The sequence below is a fragment of the Pseudomyxococcus flavus genome (assembly GCF_050038885.1).
In the GTDB taxonomy this organism is placed as follows: domain Bacteria; phylum Myxococcota; class Myxococcia; order Myxococcales; family Myxococcaceae; genus Myxococcus; species Myxococcus flavus.
Genome location: NZ_CP143624.1, coordinates 1,430,647 through 1,453,311, shown reverse-complemented (window position 1 = coordinate 1,453,311; position 22,665 = coordinate 1,430,647). Strand labels below are relative to the sequence as shown.

Genomic DNA, 22,665 nt, shown 5'->3' with positions numbered 1-22,665 from the left:
CGCCCCTGGAGGGCGGGCCGCGCCGGCGCCCTGTTCTTGCCCTGCCGGTGTTTCCCTCCCTACAGTGCCTCGTCTTGGCTCCCCGGTTCAAGAAGCCCGGCCTGCGCCGGCTGCTGCTCGGCTCCTTCACCCTCGTCCTCGCCCTCATCCTGGGGACGCTCTACTTCGTCGTCCCATCGCGCGTGGAGGCGCACCTGGAGCAGCGCCTCCAGACGCGCGGCGAGGCCCTGGCCACCCAGGCCGTCAGCATGCTCACGGCCCAGCCCGCCGCCGCCCTGCCCGACAGCCTGGAGCGGCTGCGCGACGGCGACGACGACTTCAAGGTGCTGGCCGTCCTCTCCGGCGAGGGGCAGGTGCTGGCCACCCATCCGTCGAAACCGCCGGAGTGGTTGCTGACGGAGCTGAAGGCCCGGCAGGGCGCGCCGCTGGACGGCCTGCGCTTCGCCAACGGGGACCGGACCGTGGCGCGACCGGTGACGCTGTCGGGCGGCGTGGCGGGGCACGTGCTGGTGGTGCTCGACAACGCCGAGCTGGACGCGGTCGTCACCGAGCTGCGCCACCTGGTGCTGCTCGCGTTCGGCATCGGCCTGGCGCTGTTCCTGCTGGTGGCCTTCTTCATCTCCCGCGCGTTCATCCTGGTGCCGCTGGACGCGATGATGGGCATGGCGCGCCGGCTGGCGGAGGCGGACCTCACCGGGCGCGTGGACGTGGGCACCCAGGACGAGCTGGGGCAGCTCGCCGAGGCGCTCAACCGGATTGCCCAGAGCTGGCGCGACACGCTGGGCCGGGTGCGCGGCGTGTCGGACGTGGTGGCGGGGGTGGTGGAGCAGATTCACCGCACCGGCACCACCGTGTCGTCCGGCGCGGGCACGGTGCAGGCGCGCGTGGAGGAGACGTCGTCCTCCATGGTGGAGATGATGGCCTCGCTGCGCGGCATCGCGGAGAACGTGGAGGTCCTCTACCAGAGCGCCGAGGAGAGCAGCTCCTCCATCATGGAGATGGCCGCCACCAACGACGAGGTGGCGGAGAACGTCCAGGCCATGGCCGCCAGCGTGGAGGAGACCACCAGCGCCATCGAGGAGATGACGTTCTCCATCAAGGAGGTGGCCACCAACATCCAGGAGCTCTCCGCCTCCACGGAGGAGACGTCCTCGGCCATCAGCCAGATGGACGCCGCCATCGGCCAGGTGGAGGCCAACGCGAAGGAGACGGCGCGGCTGTCCGAGCAGGTCTTCGAGGATGCCCAGACGGGCGTGGAGTCCCTGCGCAAGACGCTCAGCGGCATCGACCGCATCAAGGAGACGAGCCGCACCGCGGCCAACGTCATCGAGAGCCTGGGCCGGCGCATCTCCGAGATTGGCAACATCCTCAACGTCATCGACGACGTGGCGGAGCAGACCAACCTGCTGGCGCTCAACGCGGCCATCATCGCCGCGCAGGCGGGCGAGCACGGCAAGGGCTTCGCGGTGGTGGCCGAGGAAATCAAGGACCTGGCCGAGCGCACCGGCGCGTCCACCAAGGAGATTGCCGAGCTCATCCGCAGCATCCAGGAGGAGAGCCGCCACGCGGTGGTGGTGATGAACCAGGGCGTGCGCAGCGTGGAGGAGGGCGTGCAGCTGGGCCGCGAGGCGGAAGGGGCGCTGCGGAAAATCAACGACAGCACCCAGAAGTCCACGCAGATGGTGAAGGCCATTGCCCGCGCCACGGTGGAGCAGGCGCGCGGCAGCAAGCAGGTGACGGCCTCCATCCACCGCATCAGCGAGTCGGTGCAGCAGATCTCCAAGGCCTCCAACGAGCAGGCCCGCGGCGGCGAGCAGATCATGAAGAGCGCGGAGCGGATGAAGGCGCTCACCGCGCACGTGCAGCGCAGCAGCCAGGAGCAGGCGCACGGCAGCAGGCAGATCACGCGCTCCATCGAGAGCATCAACGAGATGGTCACCCACCTGAACCGCGCCCAGAAGGAGCAGACGAAGGGCAGCGAGCAGGTGCTCAAGGCGGTGGAGACCATCAAGGGCGTGTCCGAGCACCAGACGCGCTCGGTGAAGCAGCTGGAGGAGGCCATCGACAACCTCCAGCGGCAGGCGGAAATCCTCCGTGCGGAGGTCCGCCGCTTCCGGGTGTAGACACGTCTCCATGCCGACACAACGACAGGTCTCCGAGCGCGCCGTGGTGGCCCTCATCGGCGCGGTCCAGTTCGTCAACATCCTGGACTTCGTGATGGTGATGCCGCTGGGCCCGGACTTCGCGAAGGGGCTGGGCATCGCGTCGTCGCATATCGGCACCATTGGTGGCGCGTACACGGCCGCCGCCAGCGTGGCGGGGCTCGTGGGCGGCTACTTCCTGGACCGCTTCGACCGGCGCCAGGCGCTGGCGGTGGCCATGCTGGGGCTGGTGGTGGCCACCGCGGCGGGTGGGCTCGCCACGGGGCTGCCCACGCTGCTGCTGGCGCGCGTGGTGGCGGGCATCTTCGGCGGGCCGGCCACGTCGCTGGCGCTGTCCATCGTCGCGGAGCTGGTGCCCGTGGCGCGGCGCGGGCGTGCGCTGGGGACGGTGATGATTGCCTTCTCCGTGGCCTCGGTGGCGGGGGTGCCCATGGCGCTGAAGCTGGCCGAGTTCGGCGGCTGGCGCGTGCCCTTCTTCGCCGTGGCCGCCCTGGGGCTGGTGGTGGTGCTGGGCGCCATCTTCTACCTGCCGCCCGTGCGAGGGCACCTGGAGGCGGACGCCGGAACCCGGCGTCAGGTGGGCATGTTGGAGCTGCTGAGTCAGCGGGACATCCAGTGGTCCTACCTGATGACGGCGGTGGTGATGATGGCCGGCTTCATCCTCATCCCCAACCTCTCCGCCTACCTGCAGCAGAACGTGGGCTACCCGCGCGACCTGCTCTGGCTGCCGTACTTCGTCGGCGGCATCGCCAGCTTCGTCACGCTGCGGGTCGCCGGTCCCATGGTGGACCGCTTCGGGCCCTTCGTGGTGGGCACGGTGGGCTCGGTGCTGGTGCTGCTGTCCACCTACGTGGGCTTCATGGCCTTGCCGGCGTGGATGCCGGTGCCCGTCATCTTCTCGGCCTTCATGGTCGCCATGGGGATGCGCAACGTCGCGTACCACACGCTGACGTCACGGGTGCCGGACAACGCGGTGCGCGCGCGCTTCATGTCGCTCCAGTCCGCCGTCCAGCACCTGGCCACCGCCCTGGGCGCCTTCCTCAGCGCCCGGCTGCTGACGGACCTGCCAGACGGCACCCTGGGTGGCATCGCCGAGGCGGCCGGAGTGTCCATGGCGCTGACGCTGTTGCTCCCCGCCATGTTGTGGGTCGTGGAGCGGCGCGTGCGCCGCCGCGAGCAGGCGCAGGCGCTGGCGCTGGCTCCCTCGGAAGGAGGGGCGGTTCCGCTCTCGCCCGGGGCGGATCCTCACGCGTAGTATGAAAGGGCGCCCAGGGGTTGCCTGCCGCCCATTCCGGGCGGCGGACAAGCGCTTTGGCGCGACGAACGGTTGCGCCCGTATCCCCGGGGCGCGATAAACCGGCTGCCCCGGGGAGCGCGTCAGGAAAAATGTTCAACATCGGCGCAGGCGAAATGGTGTTCATCCTGGTGGCCGCGCTGCTCATTCTCGGGCCGCAGCGGCTGCCCGAGCTTGCGCGCGGCATCGGCAAGTTCGTGCGCGAGTTCCGCCGCCAGACGGACGAGGTCCGCAACGTGGTGGAGCGCGAGTTCTACGCCATGGACCAGGACATCGCCGAGCCGCCCGCCGCGCCCGTGCGGCCGGGGACGCGGCTGCCCGTCCAGCCGCCTGCGTCCATCGCCGGCCCCGAGACGCCCGTGCCGCCCGCCGCGGAGGGCGCGGCGCCGCAGGGGGATGCGGCGTCCGCTCCGCAGCCGTCCACGCAGGTGCTGGAGATGGATGCGAGCGGGCCTCGCGAGGTGGACGCCTCCAACGTCCCGCCGGGGGAAGGGCCCGCCCAGGCGGCGGCTCCGGAGCCGGCCGTGGACCCCGTCGAGGCGCCGCAGGAGCCGGCCACTTCTTCTGCCACCACGCCCACGCTGTCGCCCATTCCAGGCACGGTGGCGCGCAACGCCCCGAAACGGAGCTGAGCCCTGAGCCCCCCGCCCATCCAGTCAGACCCCGAGCTGCGCATGAGCCTGGCGGAGCACCTGACGGAGCTCCGCACCCGTCTCCTGCGGTGCACCATCGCGGTGGCCGTCCTGGGGACGATTTCGCTCGTCTTCGCCAAGCCCATCTTCGGCCTGCTCATGCAGCCGGTGCTGGACGCGCTGCCGCCCGAGAATCGCGCGCTCATCTACACGTCCGGCATCGAGGAGCTGAACGTCCTCATGAAGGTGGGCGTGTACTGCGGCATCTTCCTCACCACGCCCGTCATCCTGATGCAGATCTGGGGCTTCGTCTCGCCCGGCTTGTATCCGGAGGAGCGCCGCTTCGCCGCGCCCTTCGTGGCGTTCGGCTCCATCGCCTTCCTGCTCGGCGCCGCCTTCTGCTACTTCGCGGTGCTGCCCTCCATGTTCACCTTCCTCCTCAACGAGGAGGAGACGCTCGCCCTGGAGCAGCGCCTCGACTCGGCCCGTCTGCGCGCGGATGACGCCTTGCGCTTCCTGCGCCTGGGCGAGGCGGAGGAAGCCGGCCGCATCGCGAAGGCGACGAGCACCGCGCTGCGCGCCGACGGCGAGGGGCAGTCGCCCGAGCCCGAGGCCGCGCCCGCCGCCAGCGTGGAGATGACGGCGCGGCTGGAGGGCCTGGGGCGGCTGCTGGACGCGGCGTCGGTGGGCTACGGCGCCCAGGCGCGCGGCGTGCTGCGGCAGGCGCTGGAGAAGCGCATGGAGGCCGTGGCGGCCTTCGACAAGAAGGACTTCGCGGCGGCGGCGGTGGCCATGGACGGCTCGGCGAGCGTGCTGGCCGGCATCGCGCCCACGCGCTCGGAGGAGCTGGCGGGGCTGTGGCGGCTGGAGAAGGAGCTGGCCACCGCGCACGCGACGCACGAGGCGGCGCGGTGGACGCGGCCCATGCTGTCCATGCACGAGCAGCTCTCGCTGGTGCTGCTGCTCATCCTCGCCTTCGGCGTCATCTTCGAGCTGCCGCTCGTCATGGCCCTGCTGGGCGTGGTGGGCGTGGTGAAGTCCACGTGGCTCTTCAAGTACCAGCGTCACGCCTTCGTGGTGTGCCTCATCGCGGCGGCCATCATCACCCCCACGGGGGACGTGGTGAACCTGTCGCTGATGGCCGGCCCCATGCTGCTCTGCTACGAGCTGGGCGTGCTGCTGGTGTGGATGGTGGAGCGGCGTCGCGCGCGAAACGAGGCGGAAACAGGCATCACCCCGGCGTCGTAGTCGAGGAGCCTCCATGAAGCCGTCCCGCCGGCACTTCCGGGCCAACCTGCGCTACCTGCGAGCGCTCACGCGGCGCTTCCGGACCACGCTGGTGCTGTCCGTCCTGCTGTTCGTGGGCGGACCGGCGCTCTTCCACTGGCGCTTCCGGGGGCCGGAGGGCGAGCGCATCGACTTCGGCGAGGCGCTGCACCACACCTACTTCCTGCTCTACGGCCAGCCCTCACTGCCCTACGTGAATGACTGGCTGGTGGAGTTGCTCAACCTGGTGATTCCGCCCACGGGGATTGCCCTGGTGGCTGACGGAGTGGTGCGCTTCGCCTACCTTTTCTTCGCCCGGCACAAGAACGACAAGGAGTGGATTGAAGTGGTCTCCGAGACGATGAAGGGCCACGTCGTGGTGTGTGGCGCGGGGCGGGTGGGCTACCGCGTGGTGACGCAGCTGCGGGAGATGGGCAAGGAAGTGGTGGTGGTGGAGAAGCGCGAGGACGCGGCCTTCGTGTCCGCTTTGCGTGACGAGCTGGTGCCGTTGCTCATCGACGACACCCGCAGCCCGCTGTGCTTGCCGCGCACCAACGTGAAGGACGCCTCCGCCATCGTCTGCGCCACGGATGATGACCTGGCCAACCTCAACATCGCCCTGGACGCGCGCAAGCTCAACCCGAACATCCGCGTGGTCATCCGCCTGTTCGACGATGACCTGAGCGGCAAGGTGCGCGAGACGTTCAAGGCGGAGGCGCTCTCCAGCTCGTCCCTGGCGGCGCCGGCCATGGCGCTGGCGGCCATGGACCCGCGCATCGTCCACTCCTTCCACCTGGCGAAGCACCTGATGGTCGTCTCGCTCTTCGAGGCGCGCGAGGGCCTGCCGGGCCTCACCATCTCCGAGGTGCGGGACCGGTTCGGCTGCCTCGCGCTGTCGCTGCAGCGCGATGGGGAGGAGCGGCTCCATCCGGTCGGAGACGAGGTCATCCGGCCCGGCGACGTGCTGTCGCTCCAGGCCTCCTACCCGGAGTACCGGCGGCTGCGCGCCTTCACCCACGAGGCCGAGCCGCCGCTCTGGTCCCACCACGACCCGGTGCCGGCGCCTACGCCTTCGGCGCGCAAGGCGAGCTGAGGGCCGGGGCCCGCGCGGGCGCCTCCGTCCACCGCTGGGCCTCCTTCGCCGTGGGCAGCGACAGGGCCCGGGAAAGCAGGGTGGCCATCGCGTCCCACTCCAGGAGGAAGCCGTCGTGGCCGTGGAGGCTGGTCAGCGTGGCGTGCTCGGCGTGGACGCCCCGCTCCCGCAGCCGCCGGGCCAGCGCGGCCATATGACTGGGGAAGAAGAGCTGATCGGTGTCGATGCCCACGCACAGCGCGCTCGCGCGGATGCGCGCCAGGCCGCCGCCGGGGAAGCGCGACAGGTCATGGTGGTCCATCGCTCCCAGCTGCGCCAGGTACGCGCGCGCGTCGAAGCGGGCCTCCAGCTTCTGCCCCTGGTACTCCAGGTAGCTGTGCATGGGGTGCAGCGCGCGTGAGGACCACTCCGCCGGACGGCCCTGGAGCGCCTCCAGGCCGGGCTCCGCGCGGTAGGTGAGCATCGCGAGCTGCCGCGCCAGCTCCAGGCCCCGGCGGGGCGACTCGGGGAAGCCCGGGTCCATCAGCAGGGCCTGCCGCGCCACGTGGTTGAGGCCCACCACCCACGCGCTGGCGGACTCCGTGGTGGCCATGGGCGCCATGCGGATGAAGCGCTCCGGCGCGAGGGCCGCGAGGCAGAGGACCACCATGCCACCCAGGGAGCCGCCGGTGACGAGCGCCACCTCGTCCACGTCCAGCGCGTCCAGGGCCAGCAGGATGCTGCGCGCCTGGTCCCACGGGGTGAGGGTGGCCGGCAGGCGGTGCTCGTCCTGGCGCAGGTCGCCCTTGGCCACCGGAAGCGGTGGGCCGAAGCGCGCATCGTCCGTCCGGCGGGGGAAGCCTTCGTCGGCCGGGCCCGTGGTGCCGTAACAGGAGCCCAGGTTGTTGAAGCACAGCAGCCGCATGCGGGACGGGTCCAGCACGCGGCGCGGGCCGATGAGCGGCTCCCACCAGCCGCCCTTGCCGCCCGCGCGCATGTCGCCGGTGAGCGCGTGCACCAGCAGCACCGTGGGCACGGACGCGCGGGCCGGGCCCCGGCGCCGGACCTCCGTCGCGCGGGAATGTTGCGCGGCCTGCTCGGCCACGGTGCGGCGGACCGCGCGCAGTGCGCTGGCCTGGGCTTCGTCGTCCGAGAGGACACGCGCGCGCGCGTGGAGCCAGGGCAGGTCGTCCTCGGGGCCCCACCACCAGCCTCGCACGAGGTGCTGGGTGACGCGGGCGCCTGCCTCCAGCGTCAGGTCGGGCAGGGACACGTCGAAGAGGCGCGGAGTGGGTGTGAGAGAGGCGGTGGGCACGGGAACGCTCCAGGAGAGGTGACGGCGTGCCGTCAGAGGATGGCGAGCGCCTCCGCGGCCTGTCCGGAGGCCACCGCGCGTGCGCCGGCGGTGGGGGCGGGCGTGTAGCCTGCGTGCAGGGCCAGCGTGTCGAAGTGCAAGGGACGTTCGTTGGACGTACTCATGGGGCGCTGCTCCTCGGTGGGGGATGTGCGAGGGCAGCGCGCGTCCAGAAACGACGAAGCCCACCAACCCTCGCGGGCGGATGGGCTCGATGGCTCGCCAGGGTCGGACGGACGTCAGCCGAACCTGGCGGGCATGAGCCCACCCGGCATCGACATTCGACACATGGCGCGAAGAGACGTCATCGCGACAACGGATAAGCGGTCGTCTTCCAGGAGTCAAGCCGACCCGCCGGACATGCCAGCGCGTGCGTGTGTGCTGGCACCGTGCGGGAAGACGTCACACCAGCGCCGTGCACTGCGCCGCGACCACCTGGGGCGCGTCTTCCACGAGTTGCCAGACGCGCGTGTAGCGAAAGTCTCCTTCGAAGCGGGCTCCCTGGAACTCTCCGGATAGCGCGGCACGAACGACGACCACGGCACCCGCGGAGAGGTAGCGCACCTGCTGCTCGCGGATGTCCAACCGCGTGAGGCGGAGCGCCCCCGAGCGGTGTGGCGCCAGGTCCGCTTCCTTGTCGAAGAGCTGCCCGGTGTGGCTGACGAAGAGGAGGTCGTCGCAGAGCAGGGCGTCGAGCGCGGCGACGTCGCTCGACAGCATCGCTTGTCTCAGCGCCTCCTCCGCGGCCAGGATGTCTTCCTCCGTGAGCATGGAACTCCTTTCCTGGGGTTGTTTCAGCCCGACGTGCGGGGATGGCGCAAGAACCGGGTTGCCGCTGCGTGCGCCCGCGGACATACCGAGGCCTGGAAGCACCTCACCGGGAGCATCGGCATGGCGTCCAGCGACTACGCTCGAATCGAACAGGCCATCCTCTACCTCGACGCGCACGCCCACGAGCAGCCGTCCCTGGAAGACGCCGCCGCGCACGTGGGCTTGAGCGCCTTCCACTTCCAGCGGCTGTTCTCCCAGTGGGCGGGCATCAGTCCCAAGCGCTTCGTGCAGGTCCACACGCTGTGCTCGGCCCAGCGCCTGCTGGCCGAGCGCCGCAGCGTGCTGGAGACGTCGCTGGAGGTGGGGCTCTCCGGCAGCGGTCGGCTGCATGAGCTCTTCGTCACGCTCACGGCGATGACGCCCGGAGAGTACAAGCTGGGTGGTGAGGGACTCACGGTGCGTTACGGCGCCCACCTGTCGCCGTTCGGCGACTGCCTCCTCGCCGTCTGCGAGCGCGGCATCTGCGGGCTCCACTTCCTCACGGGGACGTCGAAGGTGGACGCGGTGGCCTCACTGCGGAGCGAGTGGCCGCGCGCCACGTTCGTGGAGTCCGCCGAGGACACGGCGCCGTGGATGGAGCGCATCTTCCAGGTGCGGCGCCCCGGCGCGGCGGGCCGGCCCTTGTCGGTGCTGGTGCGGGGTACGCCCTTCCAGGTGCAGGTGTGGCAGGCGCTGCTGCGCGTGCCGCCCGGAGAGGTGACCACCTACGAGGACCTGGCACGGGCCATCGGCAAGCCGAAGGCGCTGCGCGCGGTGGGCTCGGCGGTGGGCGACAACCCCGTGGGGCTCCTGATTCCCTGCCACCGCGTGCTGCGCAAGACGGGCATCTTCGGTGAGTACCGCTGGGGGGCCGCGCGCAAGCGGGCGATGCTGGCGTGGGAGGACCTGCGGTACGCCGGCGCTGAGCCCCACCTCGAGCGCGAGGCCCGGCCCACGCTCGAACAGCACAGCGCGGCTCAGCGATAGGTGAGCAGGGCGCGCTGTGCGCCCTCGAAGTGCCCGTGCTCGTTGAGCGTGGACAGGTACCGGCCGCGCGCGCTGTAGATGACCTTGGTGAGGCCGCAGTTCGCCAGCGTCAGGTTGAGGCGGAAGGCATGTTCGTCCGGGATGCGGAGCAGGTCCTGGCAGACGGCGGTGATGGGGCCTCCGGATGTGAAGACGAGCGCGTTCTTCGATGGGCCCAGTTGCTCGATGAGCGCATCCAGCGCGCCGACGCAGCGCTTCCGGAACACGGACCAGGGCTCCGGGTATTCGGCGTCATGTTGGCCCGAGACCCAGCGGGCCACGGCCTCCATGTAGAGCGCCTGGTAGGCCTGCCGGGGCGACTCCATCCGCGACAGCTCCTCCCGCAGCACGGCCTGGTCCGCGTAGCGCGGCGTGTGGCGGGCGACGATGTCCTCGTGGTCGAACTCGTCGAAGCCGGCGGTCTGCACGGAGGCGGTTTCGCACCCGAGCGCCGCGAGGCATGTCTCCGCGGTCTGCCGGTGCCTCGCGAGGGTTCCCGTGACGACGGCATCCACACGCGGCAGCCGCTCGCGGAGGGCCGTTCCCAGCACCCGGGCCTGCTCGAAGCCGGCTTCGGAGAGCTGGTCGTAGTTCGCCGCGCCGAACGAGGCCTGTCCATGCCGGACGAGGTACACCACACCCATCAGCGAGCCCCCTTCCGGATGAGCCGGTGGCAGCGCCAGCCGAGGTAGTTGACCAGCACCCAGAAGTTCTTGAACGCCGGGTTGCGCGTCTGCTTGTGGTGGTAGCGGTAGTAGATCTGCTGCGCGATGACGGCGAGGCGGAAGAGGCCGAACACCTCGTAGAAGGTCCAGTTGGCGGGCTTCAGCCTGGTGCGGTCCAGGTAGTACTCCACGACCTCCTCACGCCGGAGCATGCCGGGCAGATGCGTGGGCTGGCGCCGCGTCGAGCGCATCAGGACATCGTCATCCGCCTGGACCCAGTACGCCAGCGCGCTGCCCAGGTCCATCAGCGGGTCGCCCAGGGTCGCCATCTCCCAGTCGAGCACGCCGATGACACGTGTGGGCTCGCCCGGGTCGAGCACCACGTTGTCGAAGCGCCAGTCGTTGTGGATGACGCACGTCGCGAGGTCCGACGGCGTGTTGGCCTTGAGCCAGTCGCGTACGTAGCGGAAGCTGGCGACGTTCCACGTCTTCGCCTTCTCGTAGCGGGCGGACCAGCCCTCCACCTGCCGCGTGGGATAGCCCGGCCCCTTGCCGAGCGACGTCAGCCCCGCCGCCGCCGGGTCCACCGCGTGGAGCTCCACCAGCTTGGCGATGACGTTGAGGCACAGCTCGCGCGTCTGCTTCGCGTCCAGCGACAGGCCGCGGGGCAGGTGCTTGCGAGGGATGAGTCCCTCGATGCGCTCCATGACGTAGAAGTCGCTGCCCAGCACCGCTGGGTCCTGACACAGGCCGACCATGGTGGGCACGACGGGGTAGGCCGGCTTGAGGGCCTGCTGCACCGTGTACTCGCGGGCCATGTCGTGCGCCGACTTCGCCTTCGTCCCCGCGGGAGGCCGGCGCAGGATGAGGTCCCGGTTGGCGTACTTCAGGCGGTACGTCCAGTTGGAGGCGCCGCCCGCGTACTGCGTGACTTCCGGCGTGCCCTCCAGCGAGGGGACCTGGGCCTTGAGCCAGGCATCCACGGCCGGGACGTTCAGCTCCTCGCCCGGACGCACGGCACCGGAAGGGTCGATGGTGGCGGTCGGTGGCATGACAGGGCTTTCCCTTCTTCAGCTGGCCTTCGAACGCGAGCCGGGGCGCATGCCCCGCGTGTTCCGGCGCATGACCCACGCATAGACCTCGCGCGGCAGCAGGCGCTTCATCGCCCACGCCCTGCGGCCGTCCGCGTGGGGCAGGACGTAGAAGCCGCGCTGGGCCACGGCGGTGAAGACGTCGTTGGCGATGTCGTCCGCGGTGATGGCCGACCGCTCGAGCAGCCGCGCCATGGTGGCCCCCAGCCGCGGGTCCGTGGTGCGCAGCGAGTCGCCCAGGTTCGTCTTGAAGAAGGACGGGCACACGACGCTGACGCCGATGCCGTGCTCCGCCAGCTCGTTGTGCAGCGTCTCCGACAGCGACACCACCGCGGCCTTGGTCGCGTTGTAGCTGCTCATCAGCGGCACATCGAGCAGCCCCGCCATGGAGGCCACGTTGACGATGTGGCCATGGCCCTGCTGCTTGAAGGTGGGGGTGAACACCTTGCACCCGCGCACCACGCCCAGCAGGTTGATGTCGATGATCCACTGCCAGTCCTCGAGCGACACATCCTCGATGGCGCCCGCCTGCGCGACGCCGGCGTTGTTGACCACCACGTCCACGCCGCCCCACTGGGACATGAGCCAGTCCCTCGCGGCCAGGAGGTCCTCCTCGCGCCGCACGTCACAGCGCTGGTAGTGGGCCTGGGGCGCCAGGGCGGAGAGCTCCCGGAGGGCCTCGTCGCCGCGCGCGTCGTTGACGTCGGCGATGCAGACCTTCCAGCCCGCGCGAGCGAAGCGCAAGGCAATGGCCTTCCCAAGACCGCTGGCACCACCGGTGATGAAGATGCGTTGATTGGCCATGGCAATCAGCTCCGGGAGAAGCCCCGCTTCGACAGCTCGATGCGGGCGATGAGTCCCTTGTGCACTTCGTCCGGCCCATCCGCGAGGCGCAGGCTGCGCGCCTGGGCGAAGAAGCCAGCCAGCGGCGTATCCTGGGACACCCCGGCGCCGCCGTGAAGCTGGATGGCGTCATCGACTACCTTCTGGAGGACATTCGGCGCGACGACCTTGATGGCGGAAATTTCGCTCATCGCGCCGAGCGCTCCCACCTGGTCCATCTTCCAGGCCGCGTAGAGCGTCAGCAGGCGCGCCTGGTCGATGGCGATGCGCGCCTCGGCCACCTTCTCGCGGTTGCCGCCCAGGTTGAGTAGTGGTTTCCCGAAGGCGGTGCGCTTCATGCCCCGGTCAATCATCAGCTCCAGCGCCCGCTCCGCCGCGCCGATGCAGCGCATGCAGTGGTGGATGCGCCCTGGACCGAGCCGGCCCTGGGCAATCTCGAAGCCCATCCCCGGTCCGGCGATGACGTTGTCGCGCGGCACGCGCACGTTGTCGAAGTGCACCTCGCCGTGACCGTGCGGGGCGTCGTAGTCGCCGTAGACGGGCAGCATGCGGCGGATGCTCACCCCTGGCGCGTCCAGCGGTACCAGCACCATGGAGTGCTGATGGTGCCGGTCGCCACCGGTGTCGGGCGTGCGCGCCATGAAGATGGCGACCTTGGCGTTCGGGTGCCCCAGCCCGCTGGACCACCACTTGCTGCCGTTGAGGATGACGTCGTCGCCATCGACGATGGCCGTGGCCGCCATGTTGGTGGCGTCCGACGAGGCCACGTCCGGCTCCGTCATGCAGAACACCGAGCGGATGTCGCCGGCGAGCAGTGGCTTCAGCCAGCGCTCCTGCTGCGCCTCGGAGCCGTACTTCCAGAGCACCTCCATGTTGCCGGTGTCCGGGGCGCTGCAATTGAAGACCTCGGGGGCGATGAAGCTGCGGCCCGTCTCCTCGGCGATGGGGGCGTACTCCAGCGTGCTGAGCCCGGCGCCGAGCCTCTCGTCGGGGAGGAACAGGTTCCACAGGCCCTGGGCCTTCGCCCTGGCCTTGAGCTCCTCCATGGCGGGTGGCACACGCCACGTCTTCCAGTCGCCGCCCTGGGCGGTGGCGCGGAGCTCCTCGTGGTAGCGGGCTTCCGCGGGGAGGATGTGCTCGTCCATGAAGCGCTTCACGCGCTCCAGGTAGTCCTTGCCTCGCTCACTCGGCTCGAAGTCCATCGCATGTCCTCCTGTCGGTGACCCTTCATCCTGCGGATGTGGCCTTGATGCATCCAGTGAATGTTGGTCATGTGTCCGCATGAGCCCAGTTCATGAGTCCGCGCGGCTGGCCCGGCTGGACCTCAACCTCTTCCGGGTGTTCGACGTGGTGCTGCGGGAGCGGAACCTGACCCGGGCGGCGGAGGTCCTCTTCCTCAGCCAGTCCGCCGTGAGCCATGCGCTGGCCCGCCTGCGTGAGCAGTTGGGGGAGCCCTTGTTCGTCCGGGAGGGCAGGGGCGTGGCGCCCACTGCGTTCGCGGAGCGGCTGGCGCCGGAGATTCGCGAGGCGCTCGCCCTGTTCGAGCAGGCCGTTCATCGGAGCCGTGACTTCGACCCCCGCCGCGACGTGGGCCACTTCACGGTGGCGATGAACGACGTGCTGGAGCCGTCGATTCTCCCGTTGCTCGTCGCGCGCCTGCGAGAGCATGCGCCAGCGCTTCGAATCTCCAGCGTCCGCCTCGACAGGGCCCGGCTGGAGCGGGACCTCGCCTCGGGGCGGCTCGACCTCTCCATCGACGTGGAGCAGCAGACGGGCGCGGACCTGAAGCGGGCTTCGTTGCTGAAGGACACCTTCTGCGTGGTGAGCCGGCGCAGGCGCAAGCTGGACGTGGGCAAGTACATGGTGGCCCGGCACGTCACGGTGTCCTCGCGTCGCACCGGGCTGGCCGTGGAGGACCTGGTGCTCAGCCGCCTGGGTTACCAGCGCGATGTCGTCATCCGCTGCCAGCATTACGAAGCGGCGTTCAAGCTCGTCGCGGACTCGGACCTGCTGCTGACGATGCCTCGGCGGCGCGCGATGGAGCTGCACTCGCTGCTGGGCAACCACCTCCTGCCGATGCCGTTGTCACTGCCCCCGCTGGAGCTCCATGTCTACTGGCACCGGCAGGCGGACGGCGACCCTCGCAGCCGATGGTTGCGAAACGAGTTGCTCGCGTTGACGACGTAGGAGGATGGCTTTCGTTGGCGGCACCGCGCGACGCTTGCTCGGGCGAGAGGCGGAGCGATGGGGGCAGCTCGCGTTGGGCGTGAGATGCCCGCTGCGACTCTCACGCCACGCATTGGACGTACTCCAGCGCGAAGCCCGCTTCCATCGCAGGCGCGTGGACGCGCTGCACCCTGGAGCCTACACCGGCCAAGGACCTCGGTAGCCTCCCCGTAGGGACACCACAGGAGACGTGATGCCTGAGCCTCAGCCCTGGATACCGAACCGGAGCGATGTCCGTGCCCCGGCGGGCACATGCATCAGCCCTTCACCCGTGGCCAGCGCGCCCGCGGGGGCGGTCCAGGGCTCCACGCAGACGAAGTCCTTCCCGCGCAACGTCCACACGACGAGCACGCGGTACTCCGGACTCCAGGACAGGCGGATGGGCCCGAGTCCTGGCCCTCGCGCCAGTGTCGTTCCTGCCGCAGAGTGGTCCCTCAGATGGAGGTCCACCTCGTCGTCGGTGAGCGCCAGCCCCGTGAAGGCCACGTCCTGCTTGCGCCGGTTGTCCCACGCGCGCGTGGCATCCGTCTCCACGCCCGCCTGCGCCTTCGCCGCATCCGGCACGTGGAAGTACGGGTGGAAGCCCAGGTGCAGTGGCATGGGCCGCGAGTCCTGGTTCTCCACCTCGAACTCCAGCGTCAGTCGCTTGCCCGTCAGCGAGAAGGTCAGCCGCGCATCGAACCGCCACGGGAAGTGACGCAGCGTCTCCTCGCTGGAGGTCAGCCCCACGGCCAGCCTCGCGGCTTCCGCCTGAAGCACCCGCCACGGCAGCTTCCTCGCGAAGCCGTGCTGCGCCAGGGCGTACGGCTGGCCCTGCACGGAATAGGTGTCCCCCGGCAGCGGCCCGGCGTTGGGAAAGAGCACGGGGATGCCCCCGCGCACGTTCTTCGCCGGGTCCGCGACCGTGGCCTCGTCGAGGTACAGCACCTCGTCGCCGTCCACGCACATCCGGGTGACGAGGGCCCCGCGTGAAGGGATGACCTCCACGCGGCACCCGCCGTCCACCAGCGCGTACGTGTCCAGCCCTGCGATGCCGGGGAACGGACCGCTCATGGACGCCTCAGATGGCGCCTTCGTTCGGATCGTTGTCCATGAAGGGGTAGGGCACCTTCACGGGCGGAACGAAGGTCTCCTTGATGGTGCGGGGGCTGGTCCACCGCACCAGGTTGAGGGCCGAGCCCGCCTTGTCGTTGGTGCCGGACGCGCGGCCACCGCCGAAGGGCTGCTGGCCCACCACGGCCCCCGTGGGCTTGTCGTTGACGTAGAAGTTGCCCGCCGCGTGGCGCAGCTCGCGCAGCGCCGTGTCGATGGCCTTCCGGTCGCGCGCGAAGACGGCGCCGGTGAGGGCGTAGGAGGCGGCCTGGTCGACCTCGCGCAGCGTCTCCTCGTACTTCGCATCCGGGTAGACATTCAGGCCCACCAGCGGCGCGAAAATCTCCTCGCGGAGGATGCGGTGCGTGGGGCTGTCGAGCTGCACCAGCGTGGGCTTCACGAACCAGCCCTGCTTCTTGTCCGTGTCGCCGCCAGCGACGATGCTGGCCCCGCTGTCGTTCTTCGCGAGCTCGATGTACGAGGAGACCTTGTTGAAGGACTTCTCGTCGATGACGGCGCCCATGAAGTTGCGGAAGTCCGCCACATCGCCCATGCGAATCTCGCTGACGAGCGCCTGGAGGCGGGGCTTCAGCTTGGGCCACAGCGACTCGGGGATGAAGACGCGGCTGGCGGCGGAGCACTTCTGCCCCTGGTACTCGAAGCCGCCGCGCACGATGGCCACCGCGAGCGCCTCCAGGTCGTCGGCCGCCGACGGGTGGGCGACGATGAAGTCCTTGCCGCCCGTCTCACCGACGATGCGGGGGTACTGCTTGTAGCGGGAGATGTTCTCACCCACCGTGCGCCACATGGTGTTGAACGTCGGCGTGGAGCCGGTGAAGTGGATGCCGCCCAGGTGCGGGCTGGCCATCACCGGGTTGCCCACCGTGGGGCCGTCACCCGGCAGCATGTTGATGACGCCGTCGGGCAGGCCGGCCTCGCGCAGCAGCTCCATGATGTACCAGGCGCTCAGGGCCGCCGTGGACGAAGGCTTGAAGAGCACCACGTTGCCCATGATCGCCGGCGCGGTGGCCAGGTTGAGGGCAATGGCCGTGAAGTTGAACGGCGCCACCGCGAAGACGAACCCGTCCAGCGGACGGTAGTCCGTCATGTTCCACGTCTGGGGGGCGGGCTCGGGCTGCCAGCCGAGAATCTGCTCGGCGAAGTGGACGTTGTAGCGGAGGAAGTCCGCCGCCTCACACGCCGCGTCGATCTCCGCCTGGTGGGCCGTCTTGGACTGGCCCAGCATGGTGGCGGCGTTGAGGATGGGGCGGTAGCGCGAGGCCAGCAGCTCCGCGGCGCGCAGGAAGATGGCGGCGCGCGACTGGAAGGGCATGCGCGCCCACTCTTCCTTGACGGACAGGGCGGCCTGGATGGCCTGCTCCACGTGGCTGGCATCGGCCTCGTGCAGCGTGGCCAGCACGTGCGCGTGGTTGTGCGGCATGCGCACCGTGTCCGTCTTGCCGGTGCGGATGTGCTTGCCGCCGATGATGACGGGAATGTCGAGTTGCTCACCGGCCATGCGCTTCAGCGTGGCCTGCAGCTCGCGGCGCTCGGGCGTGCCGGGCGCGTAGGAGAGGACGGGCTCGTTCTTCGGAGCCGGGACGCGGGTATGGGCGTTGATCACGCGGGTTCACCTCGGGCTGAAACGAAGGGCGCGCAGCATAGCGAAGCGGCCCTGTGGGGAAAGCGTTGAAGGTGACGTAACCCCCAGTGAACCCTTGGGGTTTCGGACAATTCCCCTTCCTCCCGGGGCCTGTTGGCTCACTGACGCGGTGCGCGAGTACCATATGGGCCATGCGCGTTCCCTCGAGCCCAGTGGAGCTGCCGTCCGTCCCTGCACTCACCGCGCTGGAGGCTCGAATCCGGAAGGACCTGGAGCAGCTCGAATACCCGCGCCGTCCGTGGGTGCTGCCGCGCCGGACGCGGGATGGACAGTCCGTGCTGGACGTGCTCGTCATCGGCGGAGGGCAGAGCGGGCTCACGGCCGCGTTCGGGCTGATGCGCGAGCGCGTCATGAACCTGCTCGTGGTGGACGACTGTGCGCAGGACCTCGCCGGGCCGTGGAAGACCTTCGCCCGCATGCACACGCTGCGGACGCCCAAGCACCTGACCGGCCCCGACCACAACCTGCCCAACCTCTGCTTCCAGTCCTGGTACGAGGCGCTGCACGGCGAGGGCTCCTGGGAGCAGGTGGTCCGCATTCCCAAGGAGCTGTGGGCGGACTACCTCAACTGGTATCGCCGCACGCTCGACATTCCCGTCCGCTGCGGCACGCGCGCGGGGGCCATTGCCTGGAGCGCGGAGGATGATTGCTTCCGCGTGCCGCTCACGGACACGCGGGAGGGCACCACCGAGGTGGTGCATGCGCGCAAGGTGGTGCTGGCCACGGGCATCGACGGGTCGGGTCGCTGGGAGGTGCCGTCCGTCGTGGCCGGGCTGCCCCGCGAGCTTTACGCGCACACGCGTGACGCCATCGACTTCGAGGCCCTGCGAGGCAAGCGCGTGGGCGTGCTCGGCGCCGGGGCCTCCGCCTTCGACAACGCCTCCGTGGCGCTGGAGCACGGCGCGGGCGAGGTGCACCTCTTCTACCGCCGCAACACCTTGCCCAACGTGAATCCGTACCGCTGGGCGGAGTTCGTGGGGTTCCTCAAGCACCACGCGGACCTGCCGGACGCGGACCGCTGGCGCTTCATCCACCGCATCATCGAGATGGGGCAGCTTCCGCCCGCGGACACCTTCAGCCGCGCGAAGGCCTTTCCCCAGTTCCACCTCCATGGCGGCAGCCCCTGGCTCGCGGCGGAGGCCGTGGACGGCCAGGCGCGCGTCACCACGCCCCACGGGCAATTCACCTTCGACAAGCTCATCATCGGCAGCGGCACGGTGACGGACTTGTCGTTGCGCCCGGAGCTGGCCGGCCTGCACGGCGACATCGCGCTGTGGGAGGACCGCTTCACGCCGCCCGAGGGCCAGGCGCACGCGGACCTGCTGCGCCACCCGTACCTGGGCGCGCACTTCGAGCTCCAGGAGAAGCACCCGGGGCAGGCGCCCTGGCTCCAGGGCATCTTCAACTTCACCTTTGGCTGCCTGCTGTCGCTGGGCTTCGGCGGCGCGAGCATCTCCGGCATGAAGTACGGCCTGCCCAGGCTGGTGGCCGGCGTGACGCGGCAGCTCTATCTGGATGACCGGGACGCCTTCTTCGAGTCCCTGTCGAGTTTCGACGAGAAGGAATTCGATTCATGAGTGGAGAGCAGTTCGTGGTGCGCGGCCGACGCGTGGTCACGGGCGAAGGCGTGCGCGAGGCGGCGGTCGTGGTGCGCGAGGGCAAGGTGGCCGCGGTGGTGTCCCACGCGGAGGTCCCCTCGGGCCTGCCCGTGCTGGACGTGGGCGAGAAGGTGGTGATGCCCGGGGTCGTGGACAGCCACGCGCACATCAATGAGCCCGGCCGCACCGAGTGGGAGGGCTTCGAGACGGCCACACGCGCGGCGGCGGCGGGTGGCATCACCACGGTGGTGGACATGCCGCTCAACTCGCTGCCGCCCACCACCACGCTCCAGGCACTCCACCTCAAGGCGGACGCCGCGAGCCAGCGCTGCCACGTGGACCACGCCTTCTGGGGCGGCGTCATCCCTGGCAACGCGGGCGAGCTGGAGGCGCTCATCGACGCGGGCATCGCCGGCTTCAAGTGCTTCCTGTGCCCCTCCGGCGTGGACGAGTTCCCCCACGCGACGCGCGAGGTGCTCGACGTGGCGATGCCCATCCTCGCGCGGCGGGGCGTGCCGCTCATCGTCCACGCGGAGCTGGAGTCGCCGGTGGAGGGGCTCACGCCCGGCGGCGATGTGCGCACGTACCGCGGCTACCTGGAGTCCCGCCCGAAGCGCTGGGAGAACGACGCCATCCGGATGATGGTGGAGCTGGCGCGCGCGCACCGCTGTCGCGTGCACATCGTCCACCTGTCCTCCGCGGAGGCGCTGCCCATGCTGCGCGAGGCGAGGCGCGAGGGCCTGGACGTGTCGGTGGAGACGTGTCCGCACTACCTCAGCTTCACGGCGGAGGAAATCGAGGACGGCGCCACCCACTTCAAGTGCGCGCCGCCCATCCGCGAGGCGGAGAACCGCGAGCGGCTGTGGCAGGGGCTGGCGGAGGGGAACATCGAGCTGGTGGTGTCGGACCACTCGCCGTGCACGCCCGCGCTGAAGCACCTGGAGCGTGGGGACTTCGGCGCGGCGTGGGGGGGCATCGCATCGTTGCAGCTCAGCCTGCCGGCGGTGTGGACCGAGGCGAAGCGGCGCGGGATGGGGTTGGAGTCCCTGGTGCGCTGGATGTGCGAGGCCCCCGCGCGGCTGGTGGGCTTGGCCGGCGTGAAGGGGACGCTGGCGCCCGGCGCGGACGCGGACCTCGTGGTGTTCGACCCGGACGCTTCGTTCACCGTGGAGCCCCAGCGCCTGCTACATCGTCATCCGATAACACCCTACGCGGGCCGGACGTTGACGGGCGTGGTGGAGATGACGTTCCTGCGAGGGGCGAAGGTTTTCGAGCGCGGCCAGCCGCTGCCGCGCCCGGTGGGACGCTGGGTGCGCCGCCCCGTGGCGACGCGCGCCGCTGCTTGAAGCATTTTGGAGACAAAACATCATGCACGCACCCGACGAGGGAAAGCTGCGCATTGCCTTCACGGAGCTCATCGACCTGGCCGCGGAGAACGTGGGAGGTCGGGCGCTGCTGGCCAGCGATGAGTTCTTCGCGGTCAAGGAGAACCTGCTGAAGCCGGGCCGGGGCGTCTTCATCCCCGGCAAGTTCACGGAGAATGGCAAGTGGATGGACGGCTGGGAGACGCGTCGCAAGCGCGTGCCAGGCCATGACTGGTGCATCCTCCAGCTCGGCCTGCCCGGCATCGTGCGCGGCGTGGACATCGACACCAACCACTTCCTCGGCAACTTCCCCGAGTACGCCTCGGTGGATGCGCTGGAGATGGCGGACTCGCCCACGCCCGAGGCGCTGGCCGCGGCGACGTGGACGCCCATCCTGCCGCAGTTGAAGCTCCAGGGCGACACGCGCAACCTGTTCCCCATCGGCAGCGACAAGCGCTGGACACACCTGCGCCTCAACATCTTCCCGGATGGCGGCGTGGCCCGCTTCCGCGTCCATGGTGAGGTGCGGCCGGATTTCGAGCGCCTGTCGCGTGTGGATGGCACGGTGGACCTGGCGGCGGCGGAGAACGGCGGCACGGTGGTGGCGTGCAACGACGCCTTCTTCGCTCCCAAGGACAACCTCATCCTCCCGGGGCGCGCGGCCAACATGGGCGAGGGCTGGGAGACGCGGCGCAAGCGCGTGCTGCCGGGCTTCGACTGGATTGTGGTGAAGCTGGCCATCCCCGGCACCGTGCAGCGCGTGGAGGTGGACACGGCCTTCTTCAAGGGCAACTACCCGGACACGTGCTCCATCGAGGGCTGCTACCTGCGCGAGCCGGTGGTGGACTTCGCCAACGCGCATGACATCGCATGGACGGAGCTGCTGCCGCGCACGAAGCTGCAGGCGGACCACCGTCACTTCTACGAGTCCGAGCTGGCGGCGAAGGGGCCCTTCACCCACGTGCGTCTGAAAATCTATCCCGACGGCGGCGTCAGCCGGCTGCGGGTCCACGGGCGGCCGACATGAGCAGCGGACTGACGCGACTCAACTCGCTGTTGCCGTCGGAAGCCCGCGCGGAGCTGCTGCGCTGCTGTGGCGCGTCGCGCTGGGCGGACGGCATGGTGCGCGCGCGGCCCTTCCGCGACGCCGAGCACCTCTTCTCCGAATCGGCGTGGCTCTGGAAGCAGACGGGGCCGGATGACTGGCGCGAGGCCATTACCCACCACCCGCGCATTGGCGACGTGTCCCAGCTGCGCGCGAAGTTCGCTTCCACCGCCGCGTGGTCCTCGCAGGAGCAGGGCGGGGTGCAGGGCGCGGACGAGGCCGTGCTCCAGGGACTGGCGGACGGCAACGCGGAGTACGAGCGCCGCTTCGGCTTCATCTTCCTGGTGTGCGCCACGGGCAAGAGCGCGGCGGAGATGCTGGAGCTCCTGCGCGAGCGGCTGGACAACGCACCGGACGAGGAGCTGCGCATCGCGGCCGGTGAGCAGGCGAAAATCACCCGCATCCGACTGGAGAAGCTGCTGTCGTCATGAGCACCCTGTCCACCCATGTCCTCGACACGCACCGCGGCCGTCCGGCGGCCGGCGTCCCCATCACCCTGGAGCTGCAAGGCGGCTCGGGGGAGTGGAAGGCGCTGGCGCGCGGTGTCACCAACGACGACGGTCGCGTGCGCGACTTCCTGCCCCAGGGCTCGCGCGTGGAGCCCGGCGTCTACCGGATGACCTTCGACACCGGGGCGTATTTCCGCGCGCTCGGCGTGCGTGGCTTCTACCCGACGGTGACGGTGGTCTTCGAGCTCACGGCGCCGGACGAGCACTACCACGTCCCGCTGCTGCTGAGCCCCTTTGGCTATTCCACGTACCGGGGGAGCTGAGCCGCGTCAGTGCGGCGGTGGACGTTGCCGGCCCCGCCGCGAGGCTCGCGTCGGCTTCGCCGGGGCGGCCCTCGCTTCGCTTTCGAGGAATTGCTGCAGGGCGGCCGCGTTATTGTGCTCGGTGTCGTGGGCGCTGTAGACGAGCGTCACCGTGCCATGCCTGGCGGCTTCGAGAATGGGCTGCCAGGCCGAAGGATGGGCCGCGAGCTCGGCGGCATACCTGCGGCGGAACTCGGACCACCGCGCCGGGTCGTGGCCAAACCACTTGCGCAGCTCCGGGCTGGGCGCGGCGTCCTTCAGCCACCCATCCAGGGGAAGCGCCGTCTTGCGGACTCCCCTGGGCCATAGTCGCTCCACGAGGAAGCGCCTGCCGTCCTTGCTGCTCGCGGCTTCATACGCCCGCTTGAGTTGAATCATGTCGCACCGCCTCTCGCGCGTGGCTGCTTCTCGCTTCTCGAGTGACAACGGCTGGAGACCACCGGCCCGTTCCGCACCCAAGGGGGCCCGGCACGCGGCCGACCGTCCTTCCGCCGCGAATGGCGGCACGGCGTCGGACGAACTGGCGTGGAGCGAGGCGGGGGCTCACCTCTCGCTCACGGACTGCGTGGCACGCGGCCGACTGTCCTTCCG

General features: G+C 70.0%; 22 protein-coding genes. 12 read left to right on the top strand and 10 right to left on the bottom strand.

The annotated features are described in order from the left end of the window. Positions 1 to 74 precede the first annotated feature (74 nt). From VZL07_RS06000 to VZL07_RS05980, 5 genes are all read left to right on the top strand, one after another. A complete protein-coding gene (locus tag VZL07_RS06000) occupies positions 75 to 2,123 on the top strand; it encodes a methyl-accepting chemotaxis protein (RefSeq protein WP_426754376.1) in 2,049 nt (682 codons plus the stop codon). 10 nt (positions 2,124 to 2,133) lie between these two features. Beyond that, the gene (locus VZL07_RS05995; RefSeq protein WP_426754375.1) at positions 2,134 to 3,417 is read left to right on the top strand and encodes an MFS transporter; all 1,284 of its coding nucleotides are present in this window, start codon (positions 2,134 to 2,136) and stop codon (positions 3,415 to 3,417) included. Between the two features lie 131 nt (positions 3,418 to 3,548). Beyond that, positions 3,549 to 4,088 (top strand): twin-arginine translocase TatA/TatE family subunit, encoded by a 540-nt coding sequence (locus tag VZL07_RS05990; RefSeq protein ID WP_426754374.1) that lies wholly within the window; start codon positions 3,549 to 3,551, stop codon positions 4,086 to 4,088. A 42-nt stretch (positions 4,089 to 4,130) separates the two neighbouring features. Further along, positions 4,131 to 5,336, top strand: coding sequence for a twin-arginine translocase subunit TatC (gene tatC, locus VZL07_RS05985; RefSeq protein ID WP_426754373.1), 1,206 nt, complete (start codon positions 4,131 to 4,133; stop codon positions 5,334 to 5,336). A 13-nt stretch (positions 5,337 to 5,349) separates the two neighbouring features. Then, a complete protein-coding gene (locus VZL07_RS05980; protein ID WP_426754372.1) occupies positions 5,350 to 6,447 on the top strand; it encodes a potassium channel family protein in 1,098 nt (365 codons plus the stop codon). On the opposite strand, the gene VZL07_RS05975 is transcribed toward VZL07_RS05980, so the two are convergent. The 3 genes from VZL07_RS05975 to VZL07_RS05965 form a co-directional block, all read right to left on the bottom strand. Beyond that, positions 6,419 to 7,741, bottom strand: a complete 1,323-nt coding sequence (locus VZL07_RS05975) for an alpha/beta fold hydrolase (RefSeq protein ID WP_426754371.1) — start codon at positions 7,739 to 7,741, stop codon at positions 6,419 to 6,421. The genes VZL07_RS05980 and VZL07_RS05975 overlap by 29 nt on opposite strands. A 32-nt stretch (positions 7,742 to 7,773) precedes the next feature. Continuing rightward, the gene (locus tag VZL07_RS05970; protein ID WP_426754370.1) at positions 7,774 to 7,905 is read right to left on the bottom strand and encodes a hypothetical protein; all 132 of its coding nucleotides are present in this window, start codon (positions 7,903 to 7,905) and stop codon (positions 7,774 to 7,776) included. Between the two features lie 277 nt (positions 7,906 to 8,182). After that, positions 8,183 to 8,551: a nuclear transport factor 2 family protein gene (locus VZL07_RS05965; RefSeq protein WP_426754369.1), complete on the bottom strand. Its 369-nt coding sequence runs from the start codon at positions 8,549 to 8,551 to the stop codon at positions 8,183 to 8,185. Between the two features lie 120 nt (positions 8,552 to 8,671). Between VZL07_RS05965 and VZL07_RS05960 the strand changes: the two genes are divergently transcribed. Next, complete coding sequence (locus VZL07_RS05960; RefSeq protein ID WP_426754368.1) at positions 8,672 to 9,577, top strand: methylated-DNA--[protein]-cysteine S-methyltransferase; 906 nt, start codon at positions 8,672 to 8,674, stop codon at positions 9,575 to 9,577. Here the strand turns inward: VZL07_RS05960 and VZL07_RS05955 are convergent. Genes VZL07_RS05955 through VZL07_RS05940 form a run of 4 tightly spaced genes read right to left on the bottom strand, consistent with a single transcriptional unit; the run spans position 9,568 to position 13,417 of the window. Further along, positions 9,568 to 10,260, bottom strand: coding sequence for a histidine phosphatase family protein (locus VZL07_RS05955; RefSeq protein ID WP_426754367.1), 693 nt, complete (start codon positions 10,258 to 10,260; stop codon positions 9,568 to 9,570). The genes VZL07_RS05960 and VZL07_RS05955 overlap by 10 nt on opposite strands. Further along, positions 10,260 to 11,333 carry a phosphotransferase family protein gene (locus VZL07_RS05950; protein WP_426754366.1) on the bottom strand — a complete coding sequence of 358 codons (1,074 nt, stop codon included), beginning with the start codon at positions 11,331 to 11,333 and terminating at the stop codon, positions 10,260 to 10,262. Before VZL07_RS05950 ends, VZL07_RS05955 begins: the two co-directional genes overlap by 1 nt. Before the next feature lie 18 nt (positions 11,334 to 11,351). After that, positions 11,352 to 12,176 carry an SDR family oxidoreductase gene (locus tag VZL07_RS05945; protein ID WP_426754365.1) on the bottom strand — a complete coding sequence of 275 codons (825 nt, stop codon included), beginning with the start codon at positions 12,174 to 12,176 and terminating at the stop codon, positions 11,352 to 11,354. A gap of 5 nt (positions 12,177 to 12,181) precedes the next feature. Beyond that, complete coding sequence (locus VZL07_RS05940; RefSeq protein WP_426754364.1) at positions 12,182 to 13,417, bottom strand: acyl-CoA dehydrogenase family protein; 1,236 nt, start codon at positions 13,415 to 13,417, stop codon at positions 12,182 to 12,184. Positions 13,418 to 13,496: 79 nt separating this feature from the next. Here VZL07_RS05940 and VZL07_RS05935 point away from each other — a divergent pair, with 79 nt between their 5' ends. After that, on the top strand, positions 13,497 to 14,402 hold the full coding sequence (locus VZL07_RS05935) for a LysR family transcriptional regulator (protein ID WP_426754363.1): 906 nt from the start codon (positions 13,497 to 13,499) through the stop codon (positions 14,400 to 14,402). A 243-nt stretch (positions 14,403 to 14,645) separates the two neighbouring features. On the opposite strand, the gene VZL07_RS05930 is transcribed toward VZL07_RS05935, so the two are convergent. Both VZL07_RS05930 and pruA read right to left on the bottom strand, forming a co-directional pair. Further along, complete coding sequence (locus tag VZL07_RS05930; RefSeq protein ID WP_426754362.1) at positions 14,646 to 15,494, bottom strand: aldose epimerase; 849 nt, start codon at positions 15,492 to 15,494, stop codon at positions 14,646 to 14,648. A gap of 7 nt (positions 15,495 to 15,501) precedes the next feature. Continuing rightward, a complete protein-coding gene (gene pruA, locus VZL07_RS05925; protein WP_426754361.1) occupies positions 15,502 to 17,157 on the bottom strand; it encodes an L-glutamate gamma-semialdehyde dehydrogenase in 1,656 nt (551 codons plus the stop codon). A gap of 170 nt (positions 17,158 to 17,327) precedes the next feature. Here pruA and VZL07_RS05920 point away from each other — a divergent pair, with 170 nt between their 5' ends. From VZL07_RS05920 to uraH, 5 genes are read left to right on the top strand one after another with little or no spacing between them, the layout of a single operon-like run. Beyond that, positions 17,328 to 18,773 (top strand): SidA/IucD/PvdA family monooxygenase, encoded by a 1,446-nt coding sequence (locus VZL07_RS05920; RefSeq protein WP_426754360.1) that lies wholly within the window; start codon positions 17,328 to 17,330, stop codon positions 18,771 to 18,773. After that, positions 18,770 to 20,140 carry an allantoinase AllB gene (allB, locus tag VZL07_RS05915; RefSeq protein ID WP_426754359.1) on the top strand — a complete coding sequence of 457 codons (1,371 nt, stop codon included), beginning with the start codon at positions 18,770 to 18,772 and terminating at the stop codon, positions 20,138 to 20,140. The genes VZL07_RS05920 and allB overlap by 4 nt, the downstream gene beginning before the upstream one ends. Before the next feature lie 22 nt (positions 20,141 to 20,162). Next, a complete protein-coding gene (gene alc / locus VZL07_RS05910) occupies positions 20,163 to 21,185 on the top strand; it encodes an allantoicase (RefSeq protein WP_426754358.1) in 1,023 nt (340 codons plus the stop codon). Continuing rightward, on the top strand, positions 21,182 to 21,694 hold the full coding sequence (gene uraD / locus VZL07_RS05905; RefSeq protein ID WP_426754357.1) for a 2-oxo-4-hydroxy-4-carboxy-5-ureidoimidazoline decarboxylase: 513 nt from the start codon (positions 21,182 to 21,184) through the stop codon (positions 21,692 to 21,694). The genes alc and uraD overlap by 4 nt, the downstream gene beginning before the upstream one ends. Continuing rightward, the gene (gene uraH, locus VZL07_RS05900; protein WP_426754356.1) at positions 21,691 to 22,035 is read left to right on the top strand and encodes a hydroxyisourate hydrolase; all 345 of its coding nucleotides are present in this window, start codon (positions 21,691 to 21,693) and stop codon (positions 22,033 to 22,035) included. Before uraD ends, uraH begins: the two co-directional genes overlap by 4 nt. Positions 22,036 to 22,041: 6 nt before the next feature. Here the strand turns inward: uraH and VZL07_RS05895 are convergent, their stop codons facing one another. Next, positions 22,042 to 22,452, bottom strand: a complete 411-nt coding sequence (locus VZL07_RS05895; protein WP_426754355.1) for a DUF488 domain-containing protein — start codon at positions 22,450 to 22,452, stop codon at positions 22,042 to 22,044. Positions 22,453 to 22,665: the final 213 nt, after the last annotated feature.

What these genes read in the sequence shown, in the direction of transcription:
- VZL07_RS05955 (WP_426754367.1), bottom strand. Translation starts at nt 10,260, where the DNA reads ATGGGTGTGGTGTACCTCGTCCGGCATGGACAGGCCTCGTTCGGCGCG.
- VZL07_RS05895 (WP_426754355.1), bottom strand. Translation starts at nt 22,452, where the DNA reads ATGATTCAACTCAAGCGGGCGTATGAAGCCGCGAGCAGCAAGGACGGC.
- VZL07_RS05940 (WP_426754364.1), bottom strand. Translation starts at nt 13,417, where the DNA reads ATGGACTTCGAGCCGAGTGAGCGAGGCAAGGACTACCTGGAGCGCGTG.
- VZL07_RS05920 (WP_426754360.1), top strand. Translation starts at nt 17,328, where the DNA reads ATGCGCGTTCCCTCGAGCCCAGTGGAGCTGCCGTCCGTCCCTGCACTC.
- allB (WP_426754359.1), top strand. Translation starts at nt 18,770, where the DNA reads ATGAGTGGAGAGCAGTTCGTGGTGCGCGGCCGACGCGTGGTCACGGGC.
- uraD (WP_426754357.1), top strand. Translation starts at nt 21,182, where the DNA reads ATGAGCAGCGGACTGACGCGACTCAACTCGCTGTTGCCGTCGGAAGCC.
- VZL07_RS05930 (WP_426754362.1), bottom strand. Translation starts at nt 15,494, where the DNA reads ATGAGCGGTCCGTTCCCCGGCATCGCAGGGCTGGACACGTACGCGCTG.
- VZL07_RS05965 (WP_426754369.1), bottom strand. Translation starts at nt 8,551, where the DNA reads ATGCTCACGGAGGAAGACATCCTGGCCGCGGAGGAGGCGCTGAGACAA.
- VZL07_RS05970 (WP_426754370.1), bottom strand. Translation starts at nt 7,905, where the DNA reads ATGAGTACGTCCAACGAACGTCCCTTGCACTTCGACACGCTGGCCCTG.
- VZL07_RS05935 (WP_426754363.1), top strand. Translation starts at nt 13,497, where the DNA reads ATGAGCCCAGTTCATGAGTCCGCGCGGCTGGCCCGGCTGGACCTCAAC.
- uraH (WP_426754356.1), top strand. Translation starts at nt 21,691, where the DNA reads ATGAGCACCCTGTCCACCCATGTCCTCGACACGCACCGCGGCCGTCCG.
- tatC (WP_426754373.1), top strand. Translation starts at nt 4,131, where the DNA reads ATGAGCCTGGCGGAGCACCTGACGGAGCTCCGCACCCGTCTCCTGCGG.
- VZL07_RS05950 (WP_426754366.1), bottom strand. Translation starts at nt 11,333, where the DNA reads ATGCCACCGACCGCCACCATCGACCCTTCCGGTGCCGTGCGTCCGGGC.
- VZL07_RS05990 (WP_426754374.1), top strand. Translation starts at nt 3,549, where the DNA reads ATGTTCAACATCGGCGCAGGCGAAATGGTGTTCATCCTGGTGGCCGCG.
- VZL07_RS05995 (WP_426754375.1), top strand. Translation starts at nt 2,134, where the DNA reads ATGCCGACACAACGACAGGTCTCCGAGCGCGCCGTGGTGGCCCTCATC.
- VZL07_RS05945 (WP_426754365.1), bottom strand. Translation starts at nt 12,176, where the DNA reads ATGGCCAATCAACGCATCTTCATCACCGGTGGTGCCAGCGGTCTTGGG.
- VZL07_RS05960 (WP_426754368.1), top strand. Translation starts at nt 8,672, where the DNA reads ATGGCGTCCAGCGACTACGCTCGAATCGAACAGGCCATCCTCTACCTC.
- alc (WP_426754358.1), top strand. Translation starts at nt 20,163, where the DNA reads ATGCACGCACCCGACGAGGGAAAGCTGCGCATTGCCTTCACGGAGCTC.
- VZL07_RS05980 (WP_426754372.1), top strand. Translation starts at nt 5,350, where the DNA reads ATGAAGCCGTCCCGCCGGCACTTCCGGGCCAACCTGCGCTACCTGCGA.